At 70.0% G+C, this 16,428-nt stretch carries 16 protein-coding genes; all 16 read left to right on the top strand.

The features are described from left to right. The first annotated feature begins 2 nt into the window (after positions 1-2). The 16 genes from thrC to AB0L95_RS10930 all read left to right on the top strand — a co-directional run bounded on the left by thrC (position 3) and on the right by AB0L95_RS10930 (position 16,415). Positions 3-1,061: a threonine synthase gene (gene thrC / locus AB0L95_RS10855; protein WP_365160173.1), complete on the top strand. Its 1,059-nt coding sequence runs from the start codon at positions 3-5 to the stop codon at positions 1,059-1,061. A 241-nt stretch (positions 1,062-1,302) separates the two neighbouring features. Beyond that, positions 1,303-2,220 (top strand): homoserine kinase, encoded by a 918-nt coding sequence (gene thrB / locus AB0L95_RS10860; RefSeq protein ID WP_365160176.1) that lies wholly within the window; start codon positions 1,303-1,305, stop codon positions 2,218-2,220. 410 nt (positions 2,221-2,630) lie between these two features. Further along, entirely contained in the window at positions 2,631-4,613 is a 1,983-nt protein-coding gene (gene rho / locus AB0L95_RS10865) for a transcription termination factor Rho (protein WP_365160178.1), read from the top strand. Positions 4,614-5,011: 398 nt separating this feature from the next. Further along, positions 5,012-6,151 (top strand): LCP family protein, encoded by a 1,140-nt coding sequence (locus AB0L95_RS10870; protein ID WP_365160181.1) that lies wholly within the window; start codon positions 5,012-5,014, stop codon positions 6,149-6,151. Between the two features lie 164 nt (positions 6,152-6,315). Further along, entirely contained in the window at positions 6,316-6,537 is a 222-nt protein-coding gene (gene rpmE, locus AB0L95_RS10875; protein WP_103838593.1) for a 50S ribosomal protein L31, read from the top strand. A 141-nt stretch (positions 6,538-6,678) separates the two neighbouring features. Continuing rightward, positions 6,679-7,746: a peptide chain release factor 1 gene (gene prfA / locus AB0L95_RS10880; protein WP_365160184.1), complete on the top strand. Its 1,068-nt coding sequence runs from the start codon at positions 6,679-6,681 to the stop codon at positions 7,744-7,746. Positions 7,747-7,786: 40 nt separating this feature from the next. Beyond that, on the top strand, positions 7,787-8,632 hold the full coding sequence (prmC, locus tag AB0L95_RS10885) for a peptide chain release factor N(5)-glutamine methyltransferase (RefSeq protein WP_311697358.1): 846 nt from the start codon (positions 7,787-7,789) through the stop codon (positions 8,630-8,632). A 55-nt stretch (positions 8,633-8,687) separates the two neighbouring features. Then, positions 8,688-9,335, top strand: a complete 648-nt coding sequence (locus AB0L95_RS10890) for an L-threonylcarbamoyladenylate synthase (RefSeq protein WP_365160188.1) — start codon at positions 8,688-8,690, stop codon at positions 9,333-9,335. After that, positions 9,332-10,033, top strand: coding sequence for a protein-tyrosine-phosphatase (locus tag AB0L95_RS10895; RefSeq protein ID WP_365160191.1), 702 nt, complete (start codon positions 9,332-9,334; stop codon positions 10,031-10,033). The genes AB0L95_RS10890 and AB0L95_RS10895 overlap by 4 nt, the downstream gene beginning before the upstream one ends. A gap of 130 nt (positions 10,034-10,163) precedes the next feature. Then, positions 10,164-11,405, top strand: coding sequence for a serine hydroxymethyltransferase (gene glyA, locus AB0L95_RS10900; RefSeq protein ID WP_365160194.1), 1,242 nt, complete (start codon positions 10,164-10,166; stop codon positions 11,403-11,405). Positions 11,406-11,532: 127 nt separating this feature from the next. Continuing rightward, positions 11,533-12,888 (top strand): MraY family glycosyltransferase, encoded by a 1,356-nt coding sequence (locus AB0L95_RS10905; RefSeq protein ID WP_365160201.1) that lies wholly within the window; start codon positions 11,533-11,535, stop codon positions 12,886-12,888. A gap of 299 nt (positions 12,889-13,187) precedes the next feature. Further along, positions 13,188-13,625 (top strand): hypothetical protein, encoded by a 438-nt coding sequence (locus tag AB0L95_RS10910; RefSeq protein WP_365160204.1) that lies wholly within the window; start codon positions 13,188-13,190, stop codon positions 13,623-13,625. Between the two features lie 273 nt (positions 13,626-13,898). Beyond that, positions 13,899-14,669 (top strand): F0F1 ATP synthase subunit A, encoded by a 771-nt coding sequence (gene atpB / locus AB0L95_RS10915; protein WP_365160416.1) that lies wholly within the window; start codon positions 13,899-13,901, stop codon positions 14,667-14,669. Positions 14,670-14,748: 79 nt separating this feature from the next. Continuing rightward, positions 14,749-14,994 (top strand): ATP synthase F0 subunit C, encoded by a 246-nt coding sequence (gene atpE / locus AB0L95_RS10920; RefSeq protein ID WP_234514092.1) that lies wholly within the window; start codon positions 14,749-14,751, stop codon positions 14,992-14,994. Between the two features lie 42 nt (positions 14,995-15,036). After that, entirely contained in the window at positions 15,037-15,597 is a 561-nt protein-coding gene (locus tag AB0L95_RS10925) for a F0F1 ATP synthase subunit B (RefSeq protein WP_365160209.1), read from the top strand. A 2-nt stretch (positions 15,598-15,599) separates the two neighbouring features. Then, entirely contained in the window at positions 15,600-16,415 is an 816-nt protein-coding gene (locus AB0L95_RS10930) for a F0F1 ATP synthase subunit delta (RefSeq protein ID WP_365160419.1), read from the top strand. Positions 16,416-16,428: the final 13 nt, after the last annotated feature.

Here is a 16,428-nt window from a genome sequence, read left to right on the forward strand (position 1 = left end):
CAATGACCCACCAGTGGCGCGGAATCATCGAGGAGTACCGGGACCGGCTGCCTGTGTCGGACAGCACGCCGATCGTCACGCTCCGTGAGGGCGGCACGCCACTCGTGCCCGCGCAGGTGCTCTCCGAGCGCACGGGCTGCGAGGTCCACCTCAAGGTGGAGGGTGCCAACCCCACGGGGTCGTTCAAGGACCGCGGTATGACCATGGCCATCAGCAAGGCCAAGGAGGAGGGGGCCAAGGCCGTCATCTGCGCCTCCACCGGCAACACCTCCGCCTCGGCCGCCGCCTACGCCGTACGCGCCGGGATGGTGTCGGCCGTTCTGGTGCCGCAGGGCAAGATCGCGCTGGGCAAGATGGGGCAGGCCCTGGTGCACGGGGCGAAGATCCTCCAGGTCGACGGCAACTTCGACGACTGCCTCACGCTGGCGCGGGAGCTGTCCGACAACTACCCGGTGGCGCTGGTCAATTCGGTCAATCCGGTGCGTATCGAGGGTCAGAAGACGGCGGCCTTCGAGATCGTGGACATGCTCGGCGACGCCCCGGACATCCATGTCCTGCCGGTCGGCAACGCCGGCAACATCACCGCCTACTGGAAGGGCTACAAGGAGTACGCCGCCGACGGCGTCGCCGGCCGTACCCCGCGCATGTGGGGCTTCCAGGCCTCCGGTTCGGCCCCGATCGTGCGCGGCGAGGTCGTGAAGGACCCCTCGACCATCGCCACCGCCATCCGTATCGGCAACCCCGCGTCCTGGAGCAACGCCCTGGCGGCGCGGGACGAGTCGGGCGGTGCCATCGACGAGGTGACGGACCGTGAGATCCTGCGCGCCTACCGGCTGTTGGCCGCGCAGGAGGGCGTGTTCGTGGAGCCCGCGTCCGCCGCGTCCGTGGCCGGTCTGCTGAAGGCCGCCGAGCAGGGCAAGGTGGACCCCGGCCAGCGGATCGTGTGCACGGTCACCGGCAACGGGCTCAAGGACCCCGACTGGGCCGTCGCCGGCGCCCCGCAGCCGGTCACGGTGCCGGTCGACGCGGCGACGGCGGCCGAGCGGCTCGGACTCGCGTAACCGGGGCGCCCACGGGGGCAACCTCCGTGAGAGCAACCGGCAGAGGGGGCACAGGGGGCTTGCGACACGCATCGTGCGCCTCCTGTGCGCCCTATGTCGCCACAGAACCTTCCTTCGATAGGCTGTACCGAACCCGCCCGCCGCATATGCCGCGGTGCCGCGCAGTCCCTGCGGCCTCCGGGTCTTCCGTACGCATCGAATTCATTCGACCATCACGCAGCTCAAGGAGAGTCATCGAGCGATGGCCGGTCCAGCCTTCCGCGCCGCCGCCGTCCGGGTGCGCGTCCCCGCCACCAGCGCCAACCTCGGCCCGGGCTTCGACGCCCTCGGCCTCGCGCTGGGGCTCTACGACGACGTCGTCGTCCGGGTGGCCGACTCCGGGCTGCACATCGACATCGCCGGCGAGGGCAGCGAGACGCTCCCGCGCGACGAGAGGCATCTGCTCGTACGGGCCCTGCGCGCCGCCTTCGACATCCTCGGCGGACAGCCCCGCGGCCTGGAAATCGTCTGTGCCAACCGCATTCCGCACGGCCGTGGCCTCGGCTCCTCCTCCGCCGCCATCTGCGCCGGCATCGTCGCCGCCCGCGCCGTGACCATAGGCGGCGACAGCCGGCTCGACGACACCGCGCTGTTGGAACTCGCCACCGAGATCGAGGGGCACCCGGACAATGTCGCGGCCTGTCTCCTCGGCGGGTTCACCCTGTCCTGGATGGAGCGCGGCGGCGCCCGGGCGATCCGCCTGGACCCCGCAGATTCCATCGTTCCGGTGGTTTTCGTGCCCGGAAAGCCGGTACTGACGGAGACCGCGCGCGGACTGCTCCCGCGCTCCGTGCCGCACGTCGACGCTGCGGCCAACGCGGGTCGCGCCGCTCTGCTCGTCGAGGCGTTGACGAGACGCCCCGAGCTGCTGCTGCCCGCCACCGAGGACCGGCTCCACCAGGAGTACCGCGCCCCGGCGATGCCCGAGAGCGCCGCGCTCGTGGAACGGCTGCGGGCCGACGGGATCCCCGCGGTCATCTCCGGTGCGGGGCCCACGGTTCTGGCGCTGGCCGACGACGCGAGCGCCGACAAGGTGGCCGACCTGGCGGGCGGGGGCTGGGCCGCCAACCCGCTGGAGCTCGACAGCCAGGGAGCGAGTGTGCTGCCGCTTGCGCCCTGACACACGGTCGCCGGATTTCGAGAGGGGGAATGTTTGTTGGATCCGGTAGTGTTAATCTCAATCCTGCACCCGACCCAGCCATGGCGAGGTGCTTCGTGTCCCCGTCCGGGACAACCTCTCTTCCGGGAGCTTCCCAAACCGCACTGTGTTCCGTATCACGTACGTGAGCGGTATGTCGTACGCGAACACTGAGCTGTTTGCAGAGCACGCTCCGGAATCGGCGTGACCGAGCCGCGTGACACAAAACCGGGTGTCATGGCGTGCAGGGAAACGCCAATCACCAGAAATTTCCTCCGCCGCTTTGGCGGACCACCGCCCCGGCACGGTCCACAGACACCGGACCGAAGCCGGACAGCACAACCGGTCGCCGAGCCAGACAGGCCGACGTCCGCTCCAGGGAAGGACCCTTCGTGAGCGACACCACCGATCTGATGGGCGCACGTGTCGAGGAGACCGCTGCCGCGCCCGCCACGGACGCTTCCGCGCCTGCCACCGGTGCCGGCTCCCGGCGGCGCCGCGGTACCGGCCTCGAGGGCATGGTGCTGGCCGAACTGCAGCAGGTCGCATCCGGCCTCGGCATCAGGGGCACCGCGCGGATGCGCAAGAGCCAGCTGATCGAGGTCATCAAGGAGGCGCAGGCCGGCGGCGGTGCCCCGGCCAAGGCCGAGGCCGCTGCCGAGACCAAGCCGAAGCGCCGGAGCACCTCCAGGACCCGTACCGGCGACGAGGCGGCCGAGCCCAAGGCCGACAAGTCCGAGCAGCCCGTGGCTCAGCAGCAGATCGAGATTCCCGGCCAGGGAGCCGGTGACGGTGCTCCGGCCGAGCGCCGTCGGCGCCGTGCCACCGCCGAGGCCGGCAGCCCCGAGACGGTCGCCGCCGAGGCGAAGAGCGAGCCGAAGGCCGAGACCCCGGCCGCTTCGGCCCAGCAGGCGCAGGGCGAGCCCAAGGCCGCCGAGTCCGCCTCGTCCGAGCAGCAGGGTGACGGCGCCGAGGGCCGCCGCCGCGACCGCCGTGAGCGCGGCCGGGACCGCGACCGCCGCGGCAAGGGCGACGAGCAGCAGGGCCAGGGCGGCCAGCAGCGTCAGCAGCAGAGCCAGCAGCAGGGCGGCGGCCGTCAGGACCGCGGTCAGCAGCAGCGGCCCGACGAGGACGGGGACGACTTCGACGGCGGCCGCCGTGGCCGTCGCGGGCGCTACCGCGACCGTCGTGGCCGTCGTGGCCGTGACGACATCGCGGAGCCGCAGGTCACCGAGGACGACGTCCTGATCCCCGTCGCGGGCATCCTGGACATCCTCGACAACTACGCCTTCATCCGCACCTCGGGCTACTTGCCGGGTCCGAACGACGTGTACGTCTCCCTCGCCCAGGTCCGCAAGAACGGCCTGCGCAAGGGTGACCACGTCACCGGTGCGGTCCGTCAGCCCAAGGACGGCGAGCGGCGCGAGAAGTTCAACGCGCTGGTCCGTCTGGACTCCGTCAACGGCATGGCGCCCGAACACGGCCGCGGCCGCCCGGAGTTCAACAAGCTCACCCCGCTCTACCCGCAGGACCGCCTTCGCCTGGAGACGGACCCCGGCGTCCTCACCACCCGCATCATCGATCTCGTCTCGCCCATCGGTAAGGGCCAGCGTGGTCTGATCGTGGCCCCGCCGAAGACCGGCAAGACCATGATCATGCAGGCGATCGCCAACGCGATCACGCACAACAACCCCGAGTGCCACCTGATGGTCGTCCTCGTCGACGAGCGTCCGGAAGAGGTCACCGACATGCAGCGGTCGGTCAAGGGCGAGGTCATCTCCTCGACCTTCGACCGCCCGGCCGAGGACCACACCACGGTCGCGGAGCTGGCCATCGAGCGCGCCAAGCGCCTGGTGGAGCTGGGCCACGACGTCGTCGTGCTGCTCGACTCGATCACGCGTCTTGGCCGTGCGTACAACCTCGCCGCGCCCGCCTCCGGCCGCATCCTGTCCGGTGGTGTCGACTCGACCGCGCTCTACCCGCCGAAGCGCTTCTTCGGCGCCGCGCGCAACATCGAGGACGGCGGCTCCCTGACGATCCTCGCCACCGCGCTGGTCGACACCGGCTCGCGCATGGACGAGGTGATCTTCGAGGAGTTCAAGGGCACCGGCAACATGGAGCTCAAGCTCGACCGGAAGCTCGCCGACAAGCGCATCTTCCCGGCGGTGGACGTGGACGCGTCCGGTACCCGTAAGGAAGAGATCCTGCTCGGCGCCGAGGAGCTCAGCGTCGTCTGGAAGCTGCGCCGGGTGCTGCACGCGCTCGACCAGCAGCAGGCGATCGAGCTGCTCCTGGACAAGATGAAGCAGACGAAGTCGAACGTCGAGTTCCTGATGCAGATCCAGAAGACGACGCCGACGCCGAACGGCGACTGACCTGGTCGAAGGGCCGCTCCCCCCGTCCTACGAGGGGAGCGGCCCTTTGCGTTGCCCCGGCGGCCCCGCCCGCCTGCTCGCGGCGGCCCGGTGTCGAGACCTTCGCCACAGCCCCCGGACGCGGTCGCGGCCTGCCCCGGCGGCGCGCCGATGCGGAAATGCCCAGGTGAGCAGCGTTCTCCCCGGATTTGCGGTGACCCTGTGTGTTCATCCTCGTACGTACTGACCGGACCGGATTGTGCAACCCTGGCCCCGGTTTCTCCGTCTGACCGAACGGAGCGACGATGGAGCGACGGGGGTCCCCCACTCGGGTGAGCCGAGCGACGGGAAAGGGTCGCTCCGCCAGGCCTGGACCTGACCGCAGGGGGTACCCGACCGGACGAGGACTGAGGGAGCACATGCCCGCCGAGAGCACACCCGACGCCATAGCCGACGAGGACACCGCCGCGACGGGCCCACGCCGCGGGGCCAGGGGTCGCCGCCGCAAGCCGCGCGGAAAGGGACGCACGGCCCTGCTGGTCGCGGCCTGGACCGCCGGGGGCATTCTCCTCCTGGGCGGCACCGGCGCCGGCATCCTGTACTTCAAGCTCAACGGCAACCTCAGGACCGTCGACATCGACGCGGCCCTCGGCGGCCACCGGCCCGCGAAAGCCGACAACGGCTCCGAGAACATCCTGGTCCTCGGCTCGGACACCCGCTCCGGCGGCAACAAGAAGCTGGGCGGCGGCACCGACGACGGCAGCGCCCGCTCCGACACGGCGATGGTCGTGCACCTCTACAAGGGCCACAAGAAGGCCGCGGTCGTCTCGATACCGCGCGACACCCTCATCGACCGCCCCGAGTGCACCGACAGCAAGGGCACCGCGCACCCGGCCGCCCCCGGGGTGATGTTCAACTCCGCGTACTCCACCGGCGGCGCCGCCTGCGCCGTGAAGACCGTCGAGTCGATCAGCGGTGTCCGCATGGACCACTACATCGAGGTGGACTTCTCCGGGTTCCAGAAACTGGTCGACGACCTCGGCGGCGTACAGGTGACCACCACCAAGGACATCGCCGACCGGGACAGCCACCTCGACCTGAAGGCCGGGGAGCACACCCTCGACGGCCGGCAGGCGCTCGGCCTCGTCCGCACCCGGCACGGCGTCGGCGACGGCTCCGACCTCGGCCGCATCCAGCTCCAGCAGGCCTTCGTCAAGGCCCTGGTCGCCCAGGTCAAGCAGCTCGGCGTGCTGACCAGCCCCACCAAGCTGGTGAACCTCGCCGACACCGCGACCAAGACCGTCACCACCGACTCCGACCTCGGCTCCGTCAAGAACCTGGCGTCCTTCGCGAGCGGGCTGAAGAACATCAGCTCGTCCCACATGAACATGGTGACGGTGCCGGTCCAGTACGACCCGGCGAACCCCAACCGCGTCCTGCTGCAGAAGGACAAGGCCCATCTGGTGTGGGACGCCCTCAAGCACGACCGGCCGATTCCGGCGAGCCTGACCAAGGGATCGGCCAGCGGCCAGGCCAAGGACGTCGTCAGGTCGGCCTGACCGGGTCCGCGCCCGGCGCCCTCCGCGTGCACGGGGAATAGATCGCTTGCGCCCCCGGTTTTGGGGGATGCGGCCAGTCCTGGCAGACTGGTACGTCGGCCCCGGTTCACGCCTCCGCATCCCGCGGTTGCGACCCGGCGCCCTCCCGAAACCTAGGAGACACCTTGAAGCGCGACATCCACCCCGCGTACGTCGAGACGCAGGTCAGCTGCACCTGTGGCGCGTCGTTCACCACCCGTAGCACCATCGAGTCCGGCACCATCCGGGCCGAGGTCTGCTCCGAGTGCCACCCGTTCTACACGGGCAAGCAGAAGATCCTCGACACCGGTGGCCGTGTGGCCCGCTTCGAGGCCCGCTTCGGCAAGGCTGCCGCTGCCAAGAAGTAGCGAGCCCACAGCGCCGGTCTCCGGTGCTCCTGTGCACGGGCACGGGGGCGCCGGGACCGGCGCTTTGCGGTGCAGCCCACTCATTGTCGTACGTACGTCCCCCACGCCCCGGTCGGGCGGGGGACACCCAGGGAGCCGGAGATGTTCGAGGCGGTCGAGGAACTGGTCGGGGAACACGCCGACCTGGAGAAGAAGCTGGCCGATCCGTCGGTCCACGCCGACCAGGCGAACGCGCGCAAGCTCAACAAGCGCTACGCCGAGCTGAGCCCGATCGTCGCCACGTACCGCTCGTGGAAGCAGTCCGGCGACGACATCGAGACCGCCCGCGAACTGGCCGCTGACGACCCGGAGTTCGCCGCGGAGGTCAAGGACCTGGAGCGGCAGCGGGAGGAGCTGACGGAGAAGCTGCGCTTCCTGCTCGTCCCGCGCGACCCCAACGACGACAAGGACGTCATCCTGGAGATCAAGGCGGGTGCGGGCGGCGACGAGTCCGCCCTGTTCGCCGGCGATCTGCTGCGCATGTACCTGCGGTACGCCGAACGCGTCGGCTGGAAGACCGAGATCATCGACTCCACCGAGTCCGAGCTCGGCGGCTACAAGGACGTCCAGGTCGCCGTGAAGTCCCGCGGCCAGCTGGAGCCCGGCCAGGGCGTGTGGGCCCGGCTGAAGTACGAGGGCGGGGTGCACCGTGTGCAGCGCGTGCCCGCGACGGAGTCCCAGGGGCGTATCCACACCTCCGCGGCCGGTGTGCTGGTCACCCCGGAGGCGGAGGAGGTCGACGTCGAGATCAACCCGAACGACCTCCGTATCGACGTCTACCGCTCCTCGGGCCCCGGCGGCCAGTCCGTCAATACGACCGACTCCGCCGTGCGCATCACGCACATTCCGACGGGCGTCGTCGCCTCCTGCCAGAACGAGAAGAGCCAGCTGCAGAACAAGCAGCAGGCGATGCGTATCCTGCGCTCCAGGCTGCTCGCCATGGCGCAGGAGGAGGCGGAGAAGGAGGCCGCCGCGGCCCGGCGCAGCCAGGTCCGCACCGTCGACCGCTCCGAGAAGATCCGTACGTACAACTTCCCCGAGAACCGCATCTCGGACCACCGGGTCGGCTTCAAGGCGTACAACCTGGACCAGGTCCTGGACGGCGACCTCGACGCGATGATCCAGGCGTGCGTCGACGCGGACGCGGCCGCCAAGCTCGCCGCCGCGTAAGCCCCCGTACCCGCACAACGCTCAGCCCCGGAGGACCAGCGTGAACCTGCTGCTCGCAGAGGTGGCCCAGGCCACCCAGCGGCTGGCCGACGCCGGCGTGCCCTCGCCGCGCAATGACGCGGAGGAGCTCGCCGCGTTCGTGCACGGCGTCAAGCGGGGCGAGCTGCACTCCGTGAAGGACGCGGACTTCGACGCCCGCTACTGGGAGGTCATCGCCCGCCGTGAGGCCCGCGAGCCGCTCCAGCACATCACCGGGCGCGCCTACTTCCGCTACCTGGAGCTCCAGGTCGGCCCCGGCGTTTTCGTGCCCCGCCCGGAGACCGAGTCGGTCGTCGGCTGGGCCATAGACGCCGTACGGGCCATGGACGTCGTCGAGCCGCTGATCGTGGACCTGTGCACCGGCTCGGGCGCCATCGCGCTCGCCCTGGCGCAGGAGGTGCCGCGCTCGCGGGTGCACGCCGTGGAGCTGTCCGAGGACGCCCTGGAGTGGACCCGCAAGAACGTCGAGGGGTCCAGGGTCGACCTGCGCCAGGGCGACGCCCGCACGGCCTTCCCCGACCTCGACGGCCAGGTCGACCTCGTGATCTCCAACCCGCCGTACATCCCGCTGACCGAATGGGAGTACGTCGCTCCCGAGGCCCGGGACTACGACCCGGACCTGGCCCTGTTCTCGGGCGAGGACGGCCTCGACCTCATCCGTGGTCTGGAACGGACCGCGCACCGGCTGCTGCGCCCCGGCGGAGTCGTCGTCATCGAGCACGCCGACACCCAGGGCGGCCAGGTGCCGTGGATCTTCACCGAGGAGCGGGGCTGGGCCGACGCGGCCGACCACCCGGACCTCAACAACCGCCCGCGCTTCGCGACCGCACGCAAGGCACTGCCGTGAGCGCGCCCCAGCATCTCTTCCCTCAGCAGGACGTGTACGAGGAGGTCCTCTAGACATGGCACGGCGATACGACACCAACGACGCGACCGACCGCGCGACGGGTCTGCGCGAGGCCGCGTCCGCCGTCCGCCGTGGCGAACTCGTGGTGCTGCCGACCGACACCGTGTACGGCATCGGCGCCGACGCGTTCTCCTCGGAGGCCGTGACCGACCTGCTCCAGGCCAAGGGCCGGGGCCGCAACATGCCCACGCCCGTCCTGATCGGCTCCCCGAACACCCTGCACGGCCTCGTCACGGACTTCTCCGAGATGGCCTGGGAGCTGGTGGACGCGTTCTGGCCGGGCGCGCTCACGCTCGTCGCACGGCACCAGCCGTCGCTGCAGTGGGACCTCGGGGACACCCGTGGCACCGTCGCCGTGCGCATGCCGCTGCACCCGGTCGCCATCGAACTGCTGACGGAGGTCGGCCCGATGGGCGTCTCCTCCGCGAACCTCACCGGCCACCCGGCACCGGAGACCTGTGACGCCGCGCAGGAGATGCTCGGCGACTCGGTCTCCGTGTACCTCGACGGCGGCCCCACGCCCGGCAACGTCCCCTCGTCGATCGTCGACGTCACCGGCAAGGTACCGGTGCTGCTGCGCCAAGGCGCACTGTCGGCGGAGGAGCTGCGCAAGGTCGTACCCGACCTCGAGGTGGCGAATTGACACCGCCCGACGCAGGGCGTGGCATAGGCAACGAGGACCGGACGGGAGGCCTGGCGGAGCCAGGCCTCCCGGGCGACACCTTTCGCATCCTCCACGTCAGCACCGGCAATGTGTGCCGCTCGCCGATCACCGAGCGGCTGACCCGGCACTTCCTCGCGGACCGGCTCGGCTGCCCCGCGCCCGGCCTCGTCGCGGGGAGCGTCATGGGCGGTCTGATCGTGGAGAGCGCGGGCACCTGGGGTCACGAGGGTGCCCCCATGGAGGCGAACGCGGAGGCGGTCCTCGCGGACTTCGGCGCGGACGCCTCCGGCTTCGTCGGCCGGGAACTCCTGGACGAGCACGTCATCCGGGCCGACCTGGTCCTCACCGCGACCCGTGACCACCGGGCCCAGGTCATCTCGATGGGCCACTCGGCGGGCCTGCGCACCTTCACGCTGAAGGAGTTCACCCGTCTCGTACGGGCGATAGACCCCGCGACGCTGCCTCCTCTGGAGGACGGCGTGGTGGCCCGTGCCCGCGCCCTGGTGCGGGCCGCGGCGGCCCTGCGCGGCTGGCTGCTGGCGCCGACGGCGGAGGCCGACGAGGTGTTCGACCCGTACGGGGCGCCGCTGCCGTTCTTCCGCTCGATCGGGGACGAGATCCACCAGGCCCTGGACCCGGTGGTGACCGCACTGACGGGAGTGCCCGCACGGGCCTGATCCGGCGCCGGTGACGGCCTCGCCGGGGTGCGTCCGCGGGACGGCTCGGCGGACGTGGCGCCCGGGCGCCACAGGGGGTGCGGGCCTACATTGGACGTACACCCCGACGCCTGGATCCCCGGAGACCACCATGGCGGTCACCCACACCCTCGAAGCCGACGTCCTGCGCCGGCAGGATCCCGAGCTCGCCGAGATCCTCCTCGGGGAACTCGCCCGGCAGTCGACGACGCTGCAGCTCATCGCCGCCGAGAACTTCACCTCCCCGGCGGTGCTCGCCGCCCTCGGCTCCCCGCTAGCCAACAAGTACGCCGAGGGGTACCCGGGGGCCCGGTACCACGGCGGCTGCGAGCTGGTCGACGTGGCCGAGCGCATCGCCGTGGAGCGGGCCAAGGCGCTGTTCCGGGCCGAGCACGCCAATGTGCAGTCGCACTCGGGATCGTCCGCGATGCTCGCCGCGTACGCCGCCCTGCTCAGGCCCGGCGACACCGTGCTCGCCCTCGGACTGCCGCACGGCGGCCACCTCACGCACGGCTCGCCCGCCAACTTCTCCGGCCGCTGGTTCGACTTCGTCGGCTACGGCGTCGAGGCGGAGTCCGGGCTGATGGACCATGTGCAGGTGCGCACCCTGGCCCGTGCACACCGGCCCAAGGCCATCGTGTGCGGGTCCATCTCCTATCCGCGCCATATCGACTACGCCTTCTTCCGGGAGGTCGCCGACGAGGTCGGGGCGTATCTCGTCGCCGACGCCGCGCACCCGATCGGGCTCGTCGCCGGGGGAGCGGCACCCAGCCCGGTGCGGTTCGCCGACGTCGTCTGCGCCACCACCCACAAGGTGCTGCGCGGCCCGCGCGGCGGCATGATCCTGTGCGGCGGCGAACTGGCCGAACGCGTGGACCGGGCCGTCTTCCCGTTCACCCAGGGCGGCGCCCAGATGAACAGCATCGCCGCGAAGGCCGTCGCGTTCGGGGAAGCGGCGACCCCGGACTTCGGGATCTACGCCCACCAGGTGGTGGCCAACGCCCGGATGCTCGCCGCGGCCCTGGCCGCCGAGGGGCTGCATGTGACCACCGGCGGCACCGACACCCATCTGCTGACCGTCGACCCCGCCCCGCTGGGTGTCGACGGCCACACCGCCCGGGGCCTGCTCGCGGCGGCCGGTATGGTCCTCGACACCTGTGCGCTGCCCCACGGCGACGTCCGGGGGCTGCGCCTGGGCACCGCCGCGGTGACCACGCAGGGCATGTGCGAGACGGAGATGGCGCGGATCGCCGCCCTGTTCGGCGCCGTGCTGCGCGAGGAGACGAAGCCCAAGCGGGCGCGTGAAGAAGTGCGGGAGCTCACCGACGGATTTCCGCCGTATCCCGGGCGCTGAGGGGTAGACGCAGCCGAGTACACAGCCACACATGCAACCATCGTGGCTACCCGTGAGTCCTCAACCGTATGCACGCGAAGCTAGGCTGTGGGGCTGAGGACGTCCAGCGAGACCTGTGGGGAAGCCCGTGCGTGAATACCTGCTGACGCTCTGCATCACGGCCGCGGTGACGTATCTGCTGACAGGGCCGGTACGCAAGTTCGCGATCGTGGCCGGAGCCATGCCGGAGATCCGGGCCCGGGACGTGCACCGGGAACCGACTCCCCGGCTCGGCGGTATCGCCATGTTCTTCGGCCTGTGCGCGGGACTGCTGGTCGCCGACCACCTCAAGAACCTCAATGAGGTCTTCGCCAAGTCGAACGAGCCCCGGGCCCTGCTCTCCGGTGCCGCGCTCATCTGGCTGATCGGCGTGCTGGACGACAAGTTCGAGATCGACGCCCTGATCAAACTGGGCGGCCAGATGATCGCCGCGGGCGTGATGGTCATGCAGGGTCTGACGATCCTGTGGCTGCCGGTCCCGGGCGTCGGCACGGTCTCGCTCACCCAGTGGCAGGGCACCCTGCTGACGGTGGCGCTGGTCGTCATCACGATCAACGCGGTCAACTTCGTCGACGGCCTCGACGGCCTCGCCGCCGGCATGGTGTGCATCGCGGCCGCCGCGTTCTTCATGTACGCGTACCGCATCTGGTACGGCTACGGCCTGGAGGCCGCCGCCCCGGCGACCCTGTTCGCGGCCGTCCTGATGGGCATGTGTCTGGGCTTCCTGCCGCACAACATGCACCCGGCGCGGATCTTCATGGGCGACTCGGGCTCGATGCTGATCGGGCTGGTGCTCGCGGCCGGCGCGATCTCGGTCACCGGCCAGGTGGACCCGGACGCGATGAACCTCTTCTCCGGTTCCGAGCGTGCGACGGTGCACCAGACCGTCCCGGTCTACATCCCGCTGCTGCTCCCGCTGACGATCATCGCCGTCCCGGTCGCCGACTTCTTCCTCGCGATCGTGCGCCGCACCTGGCGCGGCCAGTCGCCGTTCGCCGCGGACCGCGGGCATCTCCACCACCGGCTGCTGGACATCGGCCACTCGCACAGCCGGGCCGTGCTGATCATGTACTTCTGGGCGGCGCTCATCTCCTTCGGCGCCCTGGCCTACTCCGTCAACTCGGCGTCCATGTGGATCGTGCTCGGCATCATGGCGCTGAGCACGGTGGGTCTGGTGCTGCTCCTGCTGCCGAGGTTCACCCCGCGCGCCCCGCGCTGGGCCGAGGCCTTCGTGCCGCCCCGCTACCGCCGCGGGCGTCTCGCCGAGGCCGGGCCGGCGGCGGCCGGGACCGGCGGGGAGGACCTGGAGCCGGTGAACGGGGCGGCCGTGGCCGGGGAGGCGCATCGCACCCCCGTCGCCGCGGGTGCCACGGCGGTGAACGGGGCCACCGCGCTGGGCTCCCGGTCGCGTCCGGAGCGGCGCGAAGCCGGGTCGTCACGCTGACGCGCAAAGTAAGAATCTGACGAGTGCGTTGCCAATTCGTGGGGGTATATAGCACCCCAATACCAGACAACTGGGTGTGCCACGCGCACAGACGCGCACCTTCACTCTCATGTGTGACGGTGGGCACACCCCCTTGGTAAAGACCGCATCAAATAGTTTGTGATACGGTTCACGAGAACCCCGGGGATAGAGCCGGAGGGCCCTCTGTGACGGCCCCTCGGTGTGAGGTCCCTACTCGCCCCGGGACTACGCTCGTCCATGACGACACCCTGCCCCCTTCAGCAAGCGGAGTTGCCGCCATGCCGTCCAATGACGCCCGGAACCTACTGCAGATCGCTGTGCCCACAGCGGCCGTCGGCGTGGTCGCCGTCGCCGTCAGCGGCGTGATCGCAGGGGGCAAGGGGGCGCTCGGTGCGGCCGTCGGCACGCTGCTCGCCCTCGTCTTCATGGGGGTCGGGCTCTACGTACTGCAGTGGACGGCAAAAACGCTCCCGCAGTTGTTCCAGGCCATGGGGCTGATGCTCTACGTCGCTCAGCTCCTGCTGCTCCTGATCTTCGTGGCTCTCTTCAAGGGCACCTCTCTCTTCGATCCGAAGACGTTCGCGCTCGCACTCGTGATCGCGACGGTCGTGTGGATGGCGGCGCAGGCACGCGCGCATATGAAGGCCAAGATCTTCTACGTCGACCCGGACTCCGAGAAGAGCGAGAAGCCCGAGAAGACAGGGTCCACGCCGTGAGGGGTAGGGCCGGGATAAAGACGCGTGAGAGATCCTGCTATCGTCCGGTGCCAACTGCGGCATCGCGGGCGCGGGCATCTGAGCTGACGCCTGCTCAATCGCGAGGCTCGATGCCCGAAGGCCGCCCCCACATCCGTAACACCAGTCCGGTGCCGATCCGCGGCTGCGCGCCGCGCCGACACAACGAGGTTGCCGAACCCATGCGTCACGCCGAAGGAGCCCGCGGTGAGTGCTGACCAGACCCAGCTCGCCTTTGACTGGAGCTGCCGCATCCTGGCCGACAACGGCTGTGGCTTTCCGGCACCGGGCCTGAACTCCTTCCTCTTCAAGCCCCTGTTCACGGCGGGCGGCTTCGAGTTCAACAAGGTGATGCTGCTCGCGCTGATCACCACCGTGCTGGTCGTCGCGTTCTTCTGGGCGGCCTTCGGCAACGCCAAGGTGGTGCCGGGCAAGCTCCAGATGGTGGCCGAGGCCGGCTACGACTTCGTGCGCCGCGGCGTCGTCTACGAGACGCTCGGCAAGCGCGAGGGCGAGAAGTACGTCCCGTTCATGGTCTCGCTGTTCTTCTTCGTCTGGATCATGAACGTCTGGTCGGTGATCCCGCTGGCCCAGTTCCCGGTCTCCTCGGTGATCGCCTTCCCGATGGTCCTCGCCGCGATCGTCTGGATCATGTGGGTCTCGTTGACCTTCAAGCGCCATGGCTTCGTCGGCTTCTTCAAGAACATCACGGGCTACGACAAGTCGCTCGGCGCGGTCCTGCCGCTCGTCATGGTCATCGAGTTCTTCTCGAACCTGCTGGTCCGCCCGTTCACGCACGCGGTGCGACTGTTCGCCAACATGTTCGCCGGTCACCTGATGCTGGTGATGTTCACCGTCGCCTCCTGGTACCTGCTGAACAGCTACATGATCCCGGCCGCCGGCGTCTCGTTCGTGATGACCCTGGCCATGATCATCTTCGAACTCTTCATCCAGGCCGTCCAGGCGTACGTCTTCGTGCTCCTCGCCTGCTCCTACCTTCAGGGCGCTCTCGCCGAGCACCACTGAGTCGAACCACCTGCCCGCACACCCCCTGACGTCCGGTGGCCAACCCCCACCGGTCCATGAAAGAGAAGGAAGAACCGGCATGTCCGCTCTTGAGACCCTCGCCGCTGCCACCGGTGTCCACGGCTCCGTCGGCTCCATCGGTTACGGCCTCGCCGCCATCGGCCCCGGCATCGGCGTCGGCATCATCTTCGGCAACGGCACCCAGGCCCTGGCTCGCCAGCCCGAGGCCGCCGGTCTGATCCGTGCCAACCAGATCCTGGGCTTCGCCTTCTGTGAGGCGCTCGCCCTCATCGGCATCGTTATGCCGTTCGTGTTCGGTAAGTAATCACCTTCTTACTGGCACGAATCGACGACGAAAGGCACTGATGTGATCGCCAACCTGGTGCAGCTGGCGGCCGAGGAGACCGAGCAGAACCCGCTCGTCCCGGCCGGCCCCGAGCTGCTCGTCGGCACCATCGCCTTCGCCATCGTGTTCTTCTTCTTCTGGAAGAAGCTGCTTCCGAACATCAACAAGGTTCTGGAGGAGCGTCGCGCGGCGATCGAAGGCGGTATCGAAGAGGCCGACGCCATGAAGGTCGAGGCCCAGAGCGTGCTTGAGCAGTACAAGGCTCAGCTCGCCGAAGCCCGGCACGAGGCCGCGCGGCTGCGCCAGGAGGCGCAGGAGCAGGGCGCCGTGCTCATCGCCGAGATGCGGGCGGAAGGCCAGCGGCAGCGCGAGGAGATCATCGCCGCCGGTCACGCACAGATCGAGGCCGACCGCAAGGCCGCCGCGCAGGCGCTGCGGCAGGACGTCGGCACGCTGGCCACCGAGCTGGCCGGCAAGCTCGTCGGCGAGTCCCTGGAGGACCACGCCCGGCAGAGCCGTGTGATCGACCGCTTCCTCGACGGGCTCGACGAGGCCGCTTCGAAGGCTGAGGCTGCTCGATGACAGTGCACGGAGCGAGCCGCGAGGCCCTGGCTGCCGCACGTGAGCGTCTCGACGCGTTGACGGACGCCACGTCCGTGGACGCGGCGCAGCTCGCCGACGAGCTGGCCGCCGTCACCGCGCTGCTCGACCGCGAGGCCGGGCTGCGCCGGGCCCTCACCGACCCGGCGCAGGCCGCCGAGGCCAAGGCCGAGCTGGTCCGGCGTCTGCTGGGCAGCCAGGTCAGCGGGCCGGTCGTGGACCTGCTCGGCGGCATGGTGCGCTCGCGGTGGTCGCAGCCGCGTGACCTGGTGGACGCGCTGGAGGAGCTGGCGAACCTCGCCGACCTCACCGGCGCCGAGAAGGCGGGCGCGCTGGACGACGTAGAGGACGAGCTGTTCCGCTTCGGCCGGATCGTCTCCTCCAACACGGAGCTTCGCGCCGCGCTCACGGATCGTGCGGCCGGCGTCACAGCCAAGACCGAGCTGCTGCACCGGCTGCTCGGCGGCCGGGCCAACGTGACCACCGAGCGTCTTGTGCAGCGCCTTGTGACGGTGCCGCGGGGACGTAGCCTGGAGACGGGAATCGAGTCCCTCTCCAAGCTGGCGGCCGAGCGCCGCAACCGGATGGTCGCCGTCGTCACCTCGGCGGTCCCGCTGAGCGACACGCAGAAGCAGCGCCTCGGCGCCGCACTGGCCAAGCTCTACGGCCGCGAGATGCACCTCAACCTGGACGTGGACCCCGAGGTCGTCGGCGGGATGCAGGTGCAGGTCGGTGACGAGGTGATCAACGGGTCGGTCGCGGACCGGCTCGAGGACGCCCGTCGCCGCATGGCGAGCTAGCAGCAACTCCATA

This window comes from Streptomyces sp. NPDC052036, assembly GCF_040680495.1.
Taxonomy (GTDB): Bacteria; Actinomycetota; Actinomycetes; order Streptomycetales; family Streptomycetaceae; genus Streptomyces.

Excerpts from the sequence above, each read along its gene's own strand:
- thrC (WP_365160173.1), top strand. The coding sequence starts at position 3 with ATGACCCACCAGTGGCGCGGAATCATCGAGGAGTACCGGGACCGGCTG.
- thrB (WP_365160176.1), top strand. The coding sequence starts at position 1,303 with ATGGCCGGTCCAGCCTTCCGCGCCGCCGCCGTCCGGGTGCGCGTCCCC.
- AB0L95_RS10870 (WP_365160181.1), top strand. The coding sequence starts at position 5,012 with ATGCCCGCCGAGAGCACACCCGACGCCATAGCCGACGAGGACACCGCC.
- prfA (WP_365160184.1), top strand. The coding sequence starts at position 6,679 with ATGTTCGAGGCGGTCGAGGAACTGGTCGGGGAACACGCCGACCTGGAG.
- AB0L95_RS10890 (WP_365160188.1), top strand. The coding sequence starts at position 8,688 with ATGGCACGGCGATACGACACCAACGACGCGACCGACCGCGCGACGGGT.
- glyA (WP_365160194.1), top strand. The coding sequence starts at position 10,164 with ATGGCGGTCACCCACACCCTCGAAGCCGACGTCCTGCGCCGGCAGGAT.
- AB0L95_RS10910 (WP_365160204.1), top strand. The coding sequence starts at position 13,188 with ATGCCGTCCAATGACGCCCGGAACCTACTGCAGATCGCTGTGCCCACA.
- atpE (WP_234514092.1), top strand. The coding sequence starts at position 14,749 with ATGTCCGCTCTTGAGACCCTCGCCGCTGCCACCGGTGTCCACGGCTCC.